Below are 18277 nucleotides of genomic sequence, written 5' to 3'. Positions count from 1 at the left end.
GATGATTTCGCACTGAAATGATACCTTTCCGGGATGATTAGAAATCGAACACTGTCTAAACGAGCCCGCAAAATAATCTTGTGAAATATAGGGTTATGGCTATTCGTGTAAAGAAACGCAAAAGGCCGCGAGGATCGCTCCCCGCGGCGTTGTTTTACGCAATTAACAGTTGATGATTGGCCAACAGCGTCGCCAGATCCGTCTGCACGCCGTTCAGCGTTACCAGCGTGGTGGGCGTGAACTGACCGCCCGTCCCGTCCAGGTCAACCTGGATCTCGGTGTTGCTGCCGTTTTGCACAACGCGGATGTAGTCGGCGATGTTGCCCGCGCTGCTGTCCAGCGTCGCCACGCCGTTCACGTAGCTCGCCGAGCCGGTGCCGGTATAGCCGCTGTCGGAAAGCAGGTCGCGCAGATCGATACGGTCCGTATCCGCCGTCCCTTCCCAGGTGCCGACGGTAAAGCCGTTCACCACATCGCTACCGTTGCCGCCCGTCGCGTCAGACGCGTTGATCAGCTTATAGAGCAACGTATCGTGACCGCCGCTGCCGATGTTGAAGGTGTCGTTCCCGCCCCGGCCTTCGAACTGGTTATCACCGCTGTTGCCGGTGATCACGTCGTCATAGTCGGAGCCGTTAATCCCTTCAATATTCAACAACCGCGTGGTACCGAATCCGGTGTCCTGCGCCGTTGAGAGGCGCAAATCAACGGTTATCCCAGAGGTGGCATTACGATAATCCACCACGTCCATGCCGCCGGTATTGCTCCAGGTGTCGTAGTCGGAATGGGTATTCCAGCCGCCGGAGCCGTTATAGGTATAGGTCCCATCCTCTGCGATAAAGGTGTCGTTATACCCGGTGCCGGTAATGGTTCCGCTGTGGCCGCCGGTGGCCGCTTCGGCGGTGAGAACATAACCCTCTTTGCCGTTGCCCGCGTCCAGGCCGGTCCAGGTGACGTTATCCGAGACGCCGTTGGTGATCTTCACGATCTCCGCCGAGTAGGTTTCGTTCGGATCCAGCCCGTAGAAACTCACCAGCGCAGAGGTATCGTTCGAGCCAATGCCGGACTGAGCGTTGATGATCTGCGAGGCCACCAGCACGCCCGCAGCGTTATACAGATTGACCGTATTGCCGTAGTACGCGTTGATGCCTTCGCTATCGACAATGTGCAGATGCATCGCGGTACCGTCAGCGATCTCCGCATTGTTCTGCACCAGCACCACCTTACCGTTCTGCTGAGACACCAGCAGATCCTGCGCACCGTCCCAGTTGTAGTCCACCGCGGCGACGCCGGTGACGTTGGCCAGCCCAGAAGCCAGCTGGCTTGAAGTCCAGGTTGAGCCGTAGCCGTTGTTGGTGAACAGGGTCGCCGTCTGTGAGCTGCCGTAGGTGCTGAGCTTGATGATGTCCATCTGCCCGTCACCGTTCCAGTCTACCGCCACCGACAGATAGCCCGCCGTGGCGTTAGAGGCTTCCACCGCGCTTTTGGTCGTGGAAAGCTGCCCGGTACCGTCGTTGTAGTAAATCACCCCGCCGTTGTTGTTGTAGCTGCTGCCCAGGTACAGATCCATGTAGCCATCGCCGTTGAAGTCCGCCCACGTCATGGAGGCCGCCGTGGTGGTATTCGCCGCGTTGGCCACAAACACGTTGGTCAGGTTCTGGCCAATGGAAAGCGTACCGTTCCCGTTGTTGGTAATCACGGTGAGCGAGTACGCCCCGCTGCGGTTGGTGTGCTGCACGATGTCCACGGTACCGTCGTTGTTCAGGTCGACGCCGGAGATTTCACGCCCGGAATCGAACTGGCCGTAGAATCCACCTTCCCCGCCGGTGCCGTCCGGCGACAGAACGCCGTTGGTGTTCACCAGGTAGGTCAGGGAGTCCATACCGGCATCGCCGTACGCCAGATCAAGATAGCCATCGCCGGTTTTGTCGTAGGCAATTACGCCGCCGTACCAGATGGTGGTCCCCATCGCCAGCTGGCTGGCGGTGTAGCTGCTGCCATCGTAGGTCCACATCACCTGCGTAGAACCCGCGTAGGTGTTCTCAGTTGCGAAAATATCCTGGGTGCCGTTACGGTCAAAGTCGGCGGCGGTCTGGCTCACCACGTAATAGCCACGGGTGTTGCTCAGCGTATTGCCGGCATAGGTCGAGCTATCGCTGCTGGAGTAAGACTGGCCGTTAGCAATGATATTCCACAGCCCGCTGCTGTTCATGCCGAGAGTCATGGTTGAGTTGTTGCTGTTCCCCGCAGTGGTCGCCCAGTCGGTATTCACCGAGGTGGTATCGATCACCAGGCTACCGGTTGCCGTACCGGTGGTGTTACCGTTGCCCGCGCTACTCTTCACCTGCGCGGTTACGTCGTAACTCGCCACACTCAGGGCATCGCTGTCCGGGATCTGTAGATACCAGGTATTGTGATCCGGGTCGACGACCACCGCACCGCCGGTCTGGGAGGTGTAGGTTTTCCCGTTCACCGTCACCACCAGATATTCACCGTTCACCAGGTCTGCGGAGACCGTACCGCTGACAATCGGCGTGGTATCCGAGGTGGTCTGGGCAGTAATCGCCGCGGTGGTGGTCGGGATGCTGGTATCGACGTTCAGCACAAAGCCATCCGATGCCGTGTAGTTACCGGCTTTGTCGGTGACGCGCAGAATGTAGGTGTGATTCCCGTCGAGCAGGCCGTTGTCCTGATAGGACCAGCTTGCGCTGCCGTTCATCGTGACCTGACCCAGCAAGATCCCGTCCCGGTAAAGCTGCACGATTTCGCCATCTTCCGGAGCGCGGTTAAGCGTACCGTTGATCAGCGGCGAGGTATCGTCCGTCGCGACTGATGCGCCGTACGTGCCTGTACGTTCACCTTCCCCGTCGGTATAGCTGACCACCGTTCCCACCGTGTCAGGCGGCGTGGTATCAACCGTTACCACCTGCGAAGAGGTTGAGCCGACGTTGCCCGCCTGGTCGATGATCCGCACCTGGTAGGTGTAATCCCCGTCTGCCAGATCGCGGGTATCCGTATAGCTCCAGCGCTGGTTAGTGACGGTAGTGTCAATCCAGGTATTACCGCCGTCGAGGCTGATCTGTACGCGCTCGTCGCTGGCCAGCGCGCTGCCCAACGAGCCGTTGATCGTCAGCGAGGTGTCCATGGTGATGAAATCACTCCCGGACTGCCCGGTATCTTCGCTGATGCTGTCAATGGTGATGCCGTACTGCGGCGCCTGGGTATCCACCGTCACGTCCTGCGTGGTGGTGGCCCCAACGTTGCCCGCCTGATCGACAACCCGCACCTGATAGCGGTAGTCGCCGTCGGCCAGGGTGCGGGTGTCGTTATAACTCCACCGGGTGCCGCTTACCGTGGCGTAAACCCAGGTGGTGCCGCCATCCATGCTCACCTGCACATACTCACCCGCCCCGAGTTCGGCCCCGAGCGTCCCGTTGAGCGTGTACGAGGTCGAACTGGTCAGGAAGTCGTTATTGTCGAAGCCGGTATCGACGGTGATGTTATCCACGGTCACCGTAATCGCCGCATCCGGCGCGACCGTATCGACCGTCACCTGCTGATGAGCGCTGGCACCCACGTTGCCCGCCGCATCCACTACGCGAACGTAGTAGTCATAGGTCTGGTTACCCAGCGTGCGGCCGTCCACGTAGTACCAGCTGTTGCCAGTGACGATCACGTTCTGCCAGGTGACCCCGCCGTCGATGCTGATCTGGGCATATTCGCCGTCGGCCAGCGTTGCGCCGAGCGAGCCGTGCAGCGTCAGGGAGGTGTCATTGGTGATAAAGTCGCTGCTGCTCAGGCCGGTATCGTCGCTGATGCTGTCGATAGCGATCGTTTTGCTGGCGTCCGGCGCGACGGTATCAATGGTCACCACCTGGCTGGTAGTGGCGCTGATATTCCCCGCGTCGTCAATCACCCGCAGCTGATAGTTGTAGTCTCCGTCGGCCAGCGTGCGGCCGTCAACGTAGGTCCAGCTCAGGCCGCTGACGCTCACGTCAGTCCAGGTTGCGCCACCGTCGAGGCTGATCTGAGCGTGGTCGCCGCTGCCCAGGGCCGCGCCGAGCGTCCCTTTCAGGCTGATCTGGTTGTCGCTGGTAATAAAGTCGCTGTCGGACAGGCCGGTATCCTGCGAGACGGAATCCACGGTAATGGTCGCCGCCGCAGGCTTCGTCAGATCGATTACCACGTCCTGGCTGTCCGTTGCCCCAACGTTGCCTGCATTGTCGATCACGCGCACCTGGTACTGGTACGTACCGTCGGTCAGGGTACGGCCATCGGTGTAGCGCCAGGTGGTGCCGGTGACGGTCAGGTCAATCCAGGTGGTACCGCCGTCAAGGCTGATCTGCGCCTTCTCGTTGTTGCCGAGCTGCGCGGTCAGGGAACCATTCACCACCACCTGGCTGTCGTTGGTGATGAAGTCATTCGCGCTGAGGCCGGTATCGTTTTGCAGGGAATCAATGCTGATCCCCATCGACGGTGCGGTGAGATCCACGGTAACGGTATGGTTATCGCTGGCGCTGTTGCCGATGGCGTTGCTCACCTGCGCGTTAATCACGTACGAACCGCCGTCCGCCAGTGCGGTCACGTCTGCGCTGCCAACCGTATAGCTCCAGGTGCCGCCATTTTGAACGGTAGCCGTGTAGGTTTTACCGTTAAGCGTAATGGTCACCGTCTGGCCCGTTGGCGCGTCGGTGGTGCCGCTGATAACCAGCGGCGTGCCGTGCTCGGCGGCGTTGACGATATCGTCCTGCGCAAAGGTGTTAATGGCGATGCTCGGCACGTCGCCGTTCAGCGTCACGTCGTGCGTTGCGCTGCCCGGGTTACCCGCTTTATCGCTCACCGTCGCGGTAAGGGTGTAATCCCCGTCGCTCAGTCCGAGGAAGTCGCGTCCCGGCACGAAGACGGACCAGGAGCCATTCGCCGCCACGGTCGCCTGATAGCTGTGGCCGTTGAAGGAGACGGTCACCGTCTGGCCCTGCTCCGCGGTGGTGGTCCCGCTGATGGTCTGTCCCGCCAGCTGCTCGGCGTCGTTGACGATATCGTCATCGGCCACGGTGCTGATGGTCACGGCTGGCGCGACGGTATCGACCGTTAAGGTATGCGTCGTCTGGCCGTTATTACCCGCCTTGTCGTTCACCGACGCGGTGACCGTCAGCGCGCCTTCGCTCAGGTTGGCAAGATCGGCGGCCGGGACGTCGAGCGTCCAGGTGCCGTCGTTTGCCACAAGCGCAGTGTAGGTTTTCCCGCCCAGCGTGACGGTCACCGTCTGGCCTGCTTCCGCGCTGGAAGAGCCGTGTACGGTGAGCGGCTGTTGGGCTTCCGCCGCATTCAGCACATCGTCGCCCGACAACGTGTTCACGCTAATCACCGGCGCGGTGGTGTCCACGCTGATGGTGTGCGTCGCCGAGGCGCTGTTCCCGGCGCTGTCCTGCGCCGAAACAGAAACCTGGTAGCTCGCGCCGTCGGCCAGGGTGCCCACGTCGGCGGCCGGTACGGTGGTTGTCCAGGAGCCATCGCTCTGGATAGTGGCCGTATAGCTCTTACCATTCAGGGTGATAGTGACCTGCGTACCGCTGGCGAACTGCGCGCTGGAGCCGTTGATGACCAGCGACGCCCCCGCTTCTGCCGCATTGATCACGTCATCGCCGCTGAGGGTGTTGACGGTCAGCGCGACCGATGCGGTATTTACCACCACGTCATGGGTCTGGGTGCTGCTGTTGCCCGCGCTGTCGGTGATTGTCGCGCTGAGGGTCACGGTGCCGTCGGTCAGGGCAGAAATGTCGCTGGCAGGAACGCCCACGCTCCATTTGCCACTGGCGTCAACGGTGGTGGTGTACTGGTTCGAACCTATCGTGATGACCAGCTTATCGCCGACGCTGGCGCCGGTTGCGGTGCCGCTGATGACCTGCGCCTGCCCGTGCTCAACGCTGTTGATGACGTCATCGCCCGCCACGACGTTAAAGCTGACGGTCGGCGGCGTAGTATCGAGCGTAATCGCTTTGCCCGCGCTGCCCGGGTTACCCGCGGCGTCACTCACGCTCACCTGCACGGTGTAGCCGTTATCCGCCAGAGTGGACAGATCGGCGGCCGGCACGTTAATGCTCCAGACGCCGCCCTGCTGAACCTGTGCGGTATAGCTGTTTCCACCGAGGTTAACGGTTACCGTCTGACCGACTTCAGCCGTGGTGGTGCCGGAAATGGCCACGCCCGCAGCCGCTTCGCTGCCGTTGATCACGTTGTCGCCGGCTACCGTGTCAATGGTCACGGTTGGCGCCGTGGCATCCACGCTGTACTCCCGGCCCGCAGACGCGCTGTTGCCGTTCACATTGGTCACGCTCACCTGCACGCTGGCGTCGCCGTCTTTCAGACCCGCAAGATCCGAGGAAGGCACGGTGGCCGTCCATTTGCCGTCGGCATCGACTTTGGCGGTGTAAGACTTGCCGCCAAAGGTGACGGTAACGGTCTGGTTCTCTTCCACATTGGAGGTGCTGCCGGAAAGCACCAGATCCGCACCTTTCTCCGCCGCGTTAATCACGTCGTCGGTGGCGATGGCATCAATGCTGATCGCCACGGCTGCCAGATCGACGGTGACGTCGTGGCTGATAGAGACCGGATTGCCCGCCGCGCTCTGGCCTGCAACGGTCACGGTAACCGTGCCCGCAGCCAGGGCCCCGACGTCTGCTGCCGGGATCGCCGCGCTCCAGGTACCGTCTGCCAGCACGGAGGCCGCATAGGTTTTGCCATTGACGGTCACGGTGAGCGTAGTGCCTGCCGCCAGTCCGTCGCTGGAGCCGGTGACAATCAGGTTCTGTCCATGCTCGATGCTGTTAATCACATCGTCGCCCGCGACGGTATCCACGCGCAGGCCCGGCAGGCTGGCGTCGATAGTGATATCGCGCTCGCCCGTTCCCGTATTGCCATGGTCATTAGTGACGGTTGCTGACACCGTTAAATCGCCATTGCCCAGCGCCGTCAGGACGGATTCCGGCACGTTGACGGACCAGGTCAGATCGCTCTGCACCGTCGCGGTATAGGTGTTGCCGCCGATGTTCACCGTCACGGTGTTACCGATGTCCGCGTTCGCCACCTTACCGGTAATGGTCTGGCCTGCGGCCACTTCCGCCGCGTTGATGACGTTATCCCCCGCCACGGTGTTGATGGTGACGGTTGGCAGCGCGGTATCGACAAGCAGGTTCGTCGTAGTGCTGATGCTGTTGCCCACACCGTTGGTGGCCGTCGCGCTCAGGGTGTAGCTGGCCTGACCGAGACCGGCCAGATCCGCAGCCGGAACCGTCAGGCTCCAGGTGCCGTCTGCCGCAGTCGTCGCCGTGTAGTTTTTACCGTTCAGGGTCACGGTGACCACGGTGCCTTCCGCCAGGTTAGCGCTGGTGCCGCTGACGCTCAGATCCTGGCCTTTTTCAACGGCGTTCAGGACGTTGTCATCGCTGATGGCGTTGAAGCTGACCGACGGCAGACCGGTATCGACGGTCACATTATGCGTGCCGCTGCCGGTATTGCCCGCCGCGTCGGTGACTGACGCAGTGACGGTCACGCTGCCGTCGCTGAGGCCTGAAATCACATTCGCCGGAACGCCCACGCTCCAGTTACCCGCCGCATCCAGCACGGTGGTGTACGACTGGCCGCCGATGGTGACGATGACGGTGTCGCCCGCCGCCGCGCCGGTGGCGGAGCCGCTGATAATTTGCGCCTGATTGTGTTCAGCCACGTTAATCACATCGTCACCTGCAACGGTGTGGATGGTCACCGCAGGTACGGTGACGTCCACCGTCAGGGTGTGGTCAACCGACGCCGGGTTACCCGCCTTGTCGCTGACTGAGGCGGTGACCGTCACGCTGCCGTCGGTTAATCCTGCCAGATCCGCCGCCGGAACGTTCAGCGTCCAGCTGCCGTTCGCGCTGACGGTTGTGGTGTAATCTTTGCCGTTCAGCGATACGGTCAGCGTCTGGCCTGCTTCGGCGGTACTGGTGCCGGAGATTGCCAGGTCTGACTGAGCTTCCGTGGCGTTCAGTATATCGTCGGTGGCAATCGTGTTGATGGTCACGGACGGCGCGGTAGCATCCACGCTGTACTCACGGCCCGCCGAGGCGCTGTTGCCGTTCACGTTGGTGACGCTCACCTGCACGCTGGCGTCGCCATCCTTCAGGCCAGCCAGATCCGCTGACGGCACGGTGTAAGTCCAGTTGCCGCTGTCGTCCACGGTGGTGGTGTAGATCCTGCCGTTCAGACTGATGGTCACGGTCTGCCCGGCTTCCACGTTGGTGGTCACACCGGACAGCACCAGATCCGCGCCCTTCTCCGCCGCGTTAATCACGTCGTCGGTGGCAAGCGCATTGATGCTGATGGCAACGGTAGCCAGATCCACGGTCACGTCGTGGCTGATGGTGATCGGATTACCCGCCGCGCTGTCACCGGTAACGCTGATTTTCACGGTGCCTTCCGGCCACGCGCTCACGTCGGTGGACGGGATCGCCGCGCTCCAGGTGCCGTCTGCCAGTACCGTTGCCGCGTAATCTTTACCGTTGACGGTAACCGTCAGCGCCGTGCCCGGCGCCAGCCCGTCGCTGGAGCCTGAAACAATCAGGTTCTGCGCGTGCTCGATGGTGTTGACCACGTCGTCACCCGCCACGGTATTCACGCGCAGGCCCGGCAGGTTAGCGTCGATAGCGATCTCGCGTTCGCCGGTGCCGGTGTTGCCGTGGCCGTTGGTGACGGTCGCCGTCACGCTCAGGCTGCCGTTGCCGAGTGCGGTCAGCACGTCAGACGGCACGTTGACGGACCAGGACAGATTATTCTGCACCGTTGCGGTGTAGCTGTGGCCGCCGATAGTCACGGTCACGGTGTTGCCCGCTTCGGCATTCGCCACGGTGCCGCTCAGTGTCTGGCCTGCCGCCACTTCCGCCGCGTTGATGACGTTGTCGCCCGCCACGGTGTTGATGGTGACGGTTGGCAGCGCGGTGTCGACAAGCAGGTTCGCAGAACTGCTCACGCTGTTGCCCACGCCGTTGGTGGCCGTTGCGTTCAGGGTATAACTGGCCTGACCGAGACCGGCCAGATCCGCAGCCGGAACCGTCAGGCTCCAGGTGCCGTCTGCCGCAGTTGTCGCCGTGTAGTTTTTACCGTTCAGGGTCACGGTGACCACGGTGCCTTCCGCCAGGTTGGCGCTGGTGCCGCTGACGCTCAGATCCTGGCCTTTTTCAACGGCGTTCAGGACGTTGTCATCGCTGATGGCGTTGAAGCTGACCGATGGCAGGCCGGTATCGACGGTCACATTATGCGTGCCGCTGCCGGTATTGCCCGCCGCGTCGGTGACTGACGCAGTGACGGTCACGCTGCCGTCGCTGAGGCCGGAAATGACGCTGGCCGGGACGCCCACGCTCCAGTTACCCGCCGCATCCAGCACGGTGGTATAAGTCTGGCCGCCGATCGTGACGGTGACCTTATCGCCCGCCGCCGCGCCGGTGGCGGAGCCGCTGATAATCTGCGCCTGATTGTGTTCAGCCACGTTAATCACGTCGTCGCCTGCCACGGTGTGGATGGTCACTGCCGGAACGGTGACGTCCACCGTCAGGTTGTGGTCCACCGACGCCGGGTTACCCGCCTTGTCGCTGACGGCCGCGGTCACGGTGACGCTGCCGTCGGTTAATCCTGCAAGGTCAGCTGCCGGCACGTTCAGCGTCCAGCTGCCGTTCGCGCTGACGGTTGTGGTGTAATCTTTGCCGTTCAGCGATACGGTCACCGTCTGGCCTGCTTCGGCGGTGCTGGTGCCAGAGATTGCCAGGTCGGACTGCGCTTCTGAGGCGTTCAGGATATCGTCGGTGGCAATCGTGTTGATGGTCACGGACGGCGCGGTAGCATCCACGCTGTACTCGCGTCCCGCAGACGCGCTGTTGCCGTTCACGTTGGTGACGCTGACCTGCACGCTGGCGTCGCCGTCTTTCAGACCGGTCAGATCCGCAGACGGCACCGTGGCGGTCCATTTACCCTCAGCGTCCACCGTGGCGGTGTAGTTCTTGCCGCCGAAGGTGATGGTGACGTTCTGGTTTTCTTCGACGTTCGAGGTGGTGCCGGAGAGCACCAGATCCGCACCCCTCTCGGCGGCGTTGATCACGTCGTCGGAAGCGATGGCGCCAATGCTGATGGCGACGTTTGCCAGATCCACCGTCACATCATGGTTGATAGTCACCGGATTGCCCGCGCTGCTCTGGCCTTCAACGTTCACGGTGACCGTGCCTGCGGCAAGGGCACTCACGTCCGCAGAAGGGATCGCCGCGCTCCAGGTGCCGTCTGCCAGCACGGTAGCCGGATAGGTTTTACCGTTTACGGTGACGGTCAGCGCTGTGCCCGCCGTCAGGCCGTCGCTTGAACCCGTGATAATCAGATTCTGCCCGTGTTCGATGCTGTTAATCACGTCATCGCCCGCTACGGTGTCCACGCGCAGGCCCGGCAGATTCGCGTCGATAGTGATATCGCGCTCGCCGCTGCCGCTGTTGCCCACGCCGTTCGTGACGCTGGCGGTCACGGTCAGATCGCCATTGCCCAGCGCGGTGAGCACAGACTCCGGTACGCTGACGGACCAGGTGAGATTGTCCTGTATCGTTGCGGTGTAGCTGTGGCCGCCAACAGACACAGTCACGGTGTTGCCCGCTTCGGCATTCACCACTGTGCCGCTAATGGTCTGGCCGGTTGCCAGCTCCGCTGCGTTGATCACGTCGTCGCCCGCCACGGTGTTGATGATGACGCCAGGCAGCACGGATTCCACGTTCACGGTGTGCGAGGTGCTGGAGCTGTTGCCGACGCTGTCCGTCGCGGAGGCCGACACGGTGTAAAGCGCTTCACCCAGTTGCCCCACCTCGCTCGCCGGAACGGTTGTGGTCCACTGGCCATTGGTGTCCACCGTGGCGCTGTACGCTTTGCCGTTGAGCATCACGGTGACCACCGCGCCCGCTGCCAGCCCGGAAGCCGTACCTGTGATGGTCAGATCCTGCGTTTTCTCGCTGCTGTTGATCACATCGTCACCGGACACGGTGTCAATGGTCAGCACCGGCGCGGTGAGGTTGACTTCAACCTCGTGCGTTGTGCTGTTGCTGTTTCCGGCTTTATCGGTCAGCGCCGCGGTGATGGTGTAATCCCCGGCGGCCAGGGCACTCACGTCCGTCGCAGGCACGCCCACGCTCCACCTGCCGGAAGTGTCCAGGGTCGCGGTGTAATCTTTGTTATTGATGGTGACGGTCACCACGTCGCCCGCCGCCGCACCGGTCACGGAACCGGTGACAATCAGCGCCTGCGCATGCTCGGCGCTGTTGATCACGTCGTCGTCGGAAACGGTGTTAATGGTCAGCTGTGGCACCGTGGTATCCACCAGCACATCGCGGTCCGCCGAGGCCGGGTTACCCGCCTTATCCGCGACGGCTGCCGTGATGGTGTAATCGCCGTCGGTAATCGCGCCGATATCCGCAGACGGTACGGTGACGCTCCAGCTGCCGTTCGCCTGTACGGTGGTGGTGTAGTCCACGCCGTTCAGCGTCACGGTCACGGTCTGGCCCGCTTCGGCGTTGGAGACACCGTTAACGACCAGATCCTGCTGCGCTTCGGCCGCGTTGATGATGTTGTTGTCGCTGACGATCTCGATGGACACCGTCGGCGCGGTGGCGTCCACGCTGTACTCGCGGCCCGCCGAGGCGCTGTTGCCGTTCACGTTGGTGACGCTGACCTGCACGCTGGCGTCGCCGTCTTTCAGTCCGCCCAAATCGGCAGACGGTACGGTCGCCGTCCAGTTGCCGCTGGCATCCACCGTCGCAGTGTACAACTTGCCGCCGAAGGTGATGGTAACGGTCTGGTTTTCTTCCACGTTGGTGGTCGAGCCAGACAGCACCAGGTCCGCGCCTTTCTCAGCCGCGTTGATTACGTCGTCCGATGCAATCGGATTAATGCTGATGGCGACTGCCGCCAGATCCACTTTCACGTCGTGGCTGATGGAAACCGGGTTACCCGCCGCGCTCTGGCCGTCAACGGTCACGGTGATCGTGCCTGCGCTCAGCGCGCCGACGTCCGCCGCCGGAATAGCCGCCGTCCAGGTGCCGTCCGCCAGCACGGTTGCCGCGTAGGTTTTGCCGTTGACGGTGACCGTCAGCGCCGATCCGCTCGCCAGCCCGTCGCTGGAGCCGGTGATAATCAGGTTTTGACCATGTTCGATGCTGTTGATCACATCGTCGCCTGCTACGGTATCCACGCGCAGGCCCGGCAGGCTGGCATCAATCGTGATGTCGCGTTCGCCGGTGCCGGTGTTGCCGTGGCCATTGGTCACGCTCGCTGTTACGGTGAGATCGCCGTTACCGATAGCGGTTAAGACGTCAGACGCCACGTTAACCGACCAGCTCAGGTCGTCCTGAACCGTCGCGGTATAGGTGTTGCCCCCGATACCGACCGTGACAGTGTCACCGCTCGCCGCGCCGCTCACTTTCCCGCTCAGGGTTTGTCCGGAAGCCACTTCCGCCGCGTTAATCACGTCGTCGGTGGCAACCGCATTAATGGTGACCTGCGGCAGCGCGCTGTCGACCAGCACGCTATGGCTGGTATTCGCGCTATTACCCGCGGTATCGGTCACGCTGGCCGTCACGCTGTAGCTCGCTTCGCCCAGTACCGAGACGTTTGCCGCCGGAACGGTGACGCTCCAGTTACCGCTGGCATCGGTGGTGGCGGCGTAACTGATACCGTTCAGGGTTACGGTGATGCGGGTCCCGTCCGGCTGGTTGCTGGTGCCGGAGATCAACAGGTCCTGGCCTTTTTCGGTCGCGTTGATCACGTCGTCAACCGCCAGGGTATTGATGGCAATCACCGGCGCGGTCAGGGAGACGTCAAACGCGTGCGTCGCGCTGGTGCTGTTGCCCGCTTTATCGGTGAGTGTCGCGGAAATCGTCTGGTCGCCGTTAACCAGCGCGCCCACGTCCGTCGCCGGAACGCCCACGCTCCAGTTGCCGGACGCATCCAGCATCGCGGTGTAGTCTTTCCCGTTCAGGCTCAGGGTAATCACATCGCCCGCCTGCGCGCCCGTCACCTTGCCGGTGACAATCAGCGCCTGGCCGTGCTCGGCAATATTAACAATGTCGTCGCCCGCCACAATGTTGAAGGTAATCTGCGGCACGGTAGTGTCGACCAGCACGGACGCCCCCGCGCTGGCCGGGTTGCCCGCTTTATCGGACACGGTCACCGTGACCGCCGCGCTGCCGTCGGCGATCCCCGCCAGATCCGCCGCCGGAACGTCCAGCGTCCAGCTGCCGTTCGCCTGCACCTGGGCGGTGTACTGATTGCCGTTGAAGGTCACGGTGACCGTCTGGCCTGCTTCGGCAGTAGACGTCCCGCTCAGGGTCAGATCCTGCGCCGCCTCTGCCGCATTCAGCATGTTGTCGCCGCTGATGGTGTTGATGGTGACCGCTGGCGCGGCGGTATCGACGCTGAATGCCTGCGAGGAAGAGGCCGCGTTGCCGTTCACGTTGGTGACGCTGACCTGTACGCTGGCGTCGCCGTCCTTCAGGCCGCTCAGATCGGCAGCCGGTACGGTGCAGGTCCAGTCGCCGTTGGCATCGACCGTCGTGGTCCAGGTTTTACCCGCAAAGATAATGGTAACGGTCTGGCCCGCTTCAACGTTCGAGGAGGAGCCGGACAGCACCAGATCCTGGCCTTTTTCTGCCGCGTTAAGCACGTTGTCGTCCGTCACGCTGTTGATGCTTATCGCCACCGGGGCGAGATCGACATCCACAACGGTACCGATATTCACCGGGTTGCCGGAGGTATCCTGCGCGCTGGCGCTGATGGTGAGCGACCCGTCCGCCCACCGGGAGACGTCGGCAGCCGGAACCGCAGCCTGCCAGGTGCCATCCGCCAGTACCGAGGCGGAATAACTCTTGCCGTTGATGGTCACGGTGACGGTGCTACCCGCCGCCAGGTCGGTGCTGGTGCCGGAGATAACCAGGTTCTGCGCGTGTTCAATAACGTTAATGACGTCGTCACCGGCGACGGTATCAATGCGCAGGCCGGGCAGCTGGGCGTCAATGGTGACATCCAGGGAAGACGATCCGGTATTGCCGTGCGCGTTCGTCACGCTGGCCGATACGGTCAGGTCGCCGTTACCGAGCGCGGTTAACTGACTCTGGGTTAACGGCAGGCTCCAGGTGAGATCGTCCTGTACGGTGGCCGTGTATGTCTGCCCGCCGAGGATAATCGTGACGGTATCGCCCGATGCCGCGTTAGAAACCTTTCCGGTCAGGGTTTGCCCTGCGGCCACTTCCGCCGCGTTGACGATATTGTCGCCCGCGAGGGTGTTGATGGTGACCACCGGCAGCGAGCTGTCCACCAGCACATCGTGCGTGGCAGCGGCGCTGTTGCCCACATTATCGGTGACGCTCGCCGTCACGGTGTAATTGGCTTCACCCAGCGCGCTCACCGCAGAGGCGGGGACGGTAACGCTCCAGTTGCCGCTGGCGTCGGTGGTGGCGGTGTAGTTGATACCGTTCAGATTAACGGTGATGGTGGTTCCTTCCGGCTGGTTGCTGGTACCGGAAAGCAGCAGATCTTCGCCCTTCTCTGCCGCATTGATCACGTCATCCGCGGCCAGCGTGTTAATACCGATAACGGGCGTCACAGTATTGACCACCACATCCACTGAACTGCTGCCGGTGTTGCCGGATTGGTCGGTCACGGAGACGTTAATGGTCCAGGTGCCGTCCGTCAGCCCCTGAACGACGGACGCAGGCAGGCCGAGGCTCCAGTTGCCTGCCGCATCCACCACGGTGGTGTAGTCCACGTTATTGATGGTGATGGTGACCAAATCGCCCGCCGCCGCGCCGGTGACGGAGCCGCTCAGGATCTGCGCCTGAGCATGGGCCAGCTGGTTAACGGTGTTGGTGTCGGTGACGAAATCGTTGATGGTCACCTGCGGCACGGTGGCATCCACCAGCCCAACGCGGTCCGCGCTGCTGCTGTTGCCCGCCACGTCACTGACGGTGGCCGTCACGGTGACATTGCCATCGGTCAGCGCGCCTACGTCGGCGGCAGGCACGTTCAGCTGCCAGCGACCGTCCGCCTGTACCGTGGTCTGGTAAGATTTACCGTTCAGCGTCACGGTGACCGTCTGGCCCGCTTCAGCGGTTGTGCTGCCGCTGAGCACCAGATCCTGCTGCGCTTCTGCCGCATTAATGATGTTGTCGTCGGTCAGGTTATCAAGCGTAATGGCTGGCGGCTGCGTATCGACGATCACCACGCGTGAGGCGTCCGCGCTGTTGCCGTTGACGTTAGTCACGCTGACGCTCACCTGCGCACGCCCGTCGATCAGCGTTTCCATCGCGCTCGCCGGAACGGTCAGGTGCCAGGAGCCGTCCTGCTGCACCTGTGCAGTAAAGGTTTGATCCGCGAATTTCACCACCACGGTCTGCCCGGCCTCCACGCCCTGCGTCTGACCAGAAAGCGTGACATCCGCGCCTTTTTCCGCCGCGTTGAGCATATCGTCAGTGGTTACGGTATCGATGGTGACGGCCACCGCATTCAGGTCAAGCTCGATCGGGTGTTCAGCCGCCACAGTGTTGCCCCAGGCATCTTCCGCGCTGACGCTGACGGTCATGCCTCCCGCCGTCCATGCCTGAAGGTCCGCCGCCGGCACGCCAATCTGCCAGTTGCCGCTGGCGTTAACCGTGGTGACGTATTCGACATTATTGATGGTAACGGTGATCTGTGTGCCTTCGGCCAGATGAGTGCTGGAGCCGGTTACGGCCAGATCCTGCTGCTGCTCGATGGCGTTAATCACGTCATCGCCAGAGATCGTGTTCACGCGCAGGCCCGGCAGTTCGGCGTTGATGTTGATATCACGTTCGCCGGTGCCGGTATTGCCGTGCGCATTGGTGACAGAGGCGCTGAAGGTTAAATCGCCGTCGCCAAACGCCTGGAGGTCGGCCGATGGGATCGTCACGCTCCATTTGAGGTCGCTGCCAACCGTTGCGGTGTAGCTCTTGCCGCCCACGGTGACAGAGACGGTATCGCCCGCCGCCGCGCCGGTGACGCGTCCACTGAGGGTTTGGTCAACCGCCGCTTCGGCGTTATTGACCAGGTTATCCCCGGCAAAGGTGTTGACGATCACCTGCGGCAGCACGGTGTCTACCAGCAGATTCGCCTCGGCGGAGCCGCTGTTACCTACGCTGTCGGTGCCGCTGACGCTGACGGTGTAAAGGGTATTCGCCAGATCCAGCACGTCGGAAACCGGCACCTGAACGGACCAGCGACCGTTCTCAACGGTGGCCTGATAGTTAACGTTGTTCAGCGTCACGGTGACAGCGCTGCCGTTCGGCAGATTACTGGTCCCGCTCAGGCTCAGGGGCTGCATGGCCTCCTGCGCATTCAGGACGTTATCCTGGCTGATGGGGTCAAGGGTAAATTCCGGCGGGTTGCCGCTCAGCGTAATGCCGTGCGCCGCGCTGCCGGTGTTGCCTGCCGCATCGGTCACGGAGACCGAAATGCTGTGGCTACCTTCCCCCAGCGCGCCAATGACGGAGGCAGGCACGCCGACGCTCCAGCTGCCGTCCGCCTGGACGGCACCGGTAAAGGTCTTGCCGCCAACGGTCACGGTGACAACGTCGCCCTCCGCCGCGCCGTTCGCCTGACCGGAAATAATCTGCGCCTGCCCCTGCTCGCTGGTGTTCAGAATGTCGTCGCCCGCGACGGTGTTGATAGTGACCACTGGCGCTGCGGTATCGACCGTGAAATCGGCGGTGGTGGATGACCCGTTACCCGCTTTGTCGCTGACGTTTACCGTCAGGGTGTGCTCGCCGTTAGCCAGCGCCTGTACTTCACTGGCCGGAAGCGTAACGGACCAGCTGCCGTCGCTGCCCACGGTCGCCGTGTGATTTTTGCCGTTCAGCGTGACCGTCACAATCTGGCCCGCTTCCGCATCGGTTTTCCCGGTCAGCGTCAGCGGCTGATTATGTTCAGCCGCGTTGATGATGTTGTCCTGGGCGATCGTGTCGACAGAGATCACTGGCGAGGCGGTATCCACGCCAATCGTCTGGCTGCCGGACACGGTGTTGCCCGCCGCGTCTTTTCCGCTGACGTTGACCGTCCAGGTACCATCGCCCAGCGCCTGTGCGTCGGCAGCAGGGACCTTCACGCTCCATGCGCCGTTTGCCCCCACTTCTGCGGTATAGGTTTTACCGTTGAGCGTGACGGTAAGCGCCGTTCCCTGCGCCAGGTTTTTGCTGGTGCCGGACAGCGTAAAGCCAGCGGCCTGCTCGCTGGCGTTGATCACGTTATCGCCCGCCGTGGTGGCGAGCGTCACGCTGGTATCCGCTGTAGAAACGGTTACGGTAATACTGCCCGCAGAGGTCGTTTTACTGCCGTCGATCTGTACGACGGACCAGGTATGTTCCCCGTCCGCCTGGGTCGGGAGTGTTACCGTCCAGGTGCCGTCCTTCGCAACCATGGTGCTGGCGATGGTGCTGCCGTTGCCGTCTTTAACCTGAATGGTCGCGCCCGGCTGCCCGGTACCGCTGAAGGTGGGGGTGTTGTCATCCGTGACCGCTTTTGCACTCAGCACGCCCTGCTTGTCACCCGCGTTGTCCGTCAGCAAAAATGTCGGCGTGGCACTTTCGACTTCTTTTGTATTATCAATAACCCTGGTTTTGGTTTCGCCATCGCCGCCGTGAGCCAGCAGTGCGCCGATCGCACCGCCCCCTAACGCCGCACCGGCAATCCAGCCCCACGGCGCATCGCTTAAGACGCTTCCCTGCTCCAGGAAAGGTTCAATGCTGCTAATGGGTGCAGCCTGGGCGGTTAATTCGGTGGCGGCAACGCCTGATGCTTCCCCGGCATCGGCAAATGAAATATGCGTCAACGCCTGATTATCGTTAAATACCAGCTCGGAATGATTATGGGTTTCCGTGTCTTCGACAAAATAATTATTGCAGCGGATCACGCTGCCATCTTTCATATAAATGAGGAGGTCATTCCCCTGGCGGACATAACGCACCACGTCCTGAGCAGAACCCTGAATTTCAATCACGCTCGGTGAGGAAATAGAGACCGAGAGATTCCCCTCTCCGGTTAATTTCGTCTTCTCTGCCGTTTTGCGAATGATGACATCAACAACTTTTGCGGTACTCATATTCTTCTCCTTGCAGGTGCGCGTATTCCTGTGGATATGTCCACCAGAGGGATGTAGCTATCCTTGGGAAAAATCACCCATTATTGTCTGACTTATTTCGCGCAGAAAGGCGCGCCT

General features: G+C 62.0%; 1 protein-coding gene. It reads right to left on the bottom strand.

The features are described from left to right. Positions 1–154 precede the first annotated feature (154 nt). On the bottom strand, positions 155–18160 hold the full coding sequence (locus LOC22_RS20910) for an Ig-like domain-containing protein (protein WP_230239177.1): 18006 nt from the start codon (positions 18158–18160) through the stop codon (positions 155–157). Positions 18161–18277: the final 117 nt, after the last annotated feature.

It is taken from the genome of Enterobacter sp. AN-K1 (assembly GCF_020971765.1).
GTDB classification, from domain to species: Bacteria; Pseudomonadota; Gammaproteobacteria; order Enterobacterales; family Enterobacteriaceae; genus Enterobacter; species Enterobacter hormaechei_C.
The sequence above is the reverse complement of the archived record's forward strand: the minus strand, read 5'-3'. Positions and strand labels throughout refer to the sequence as shown.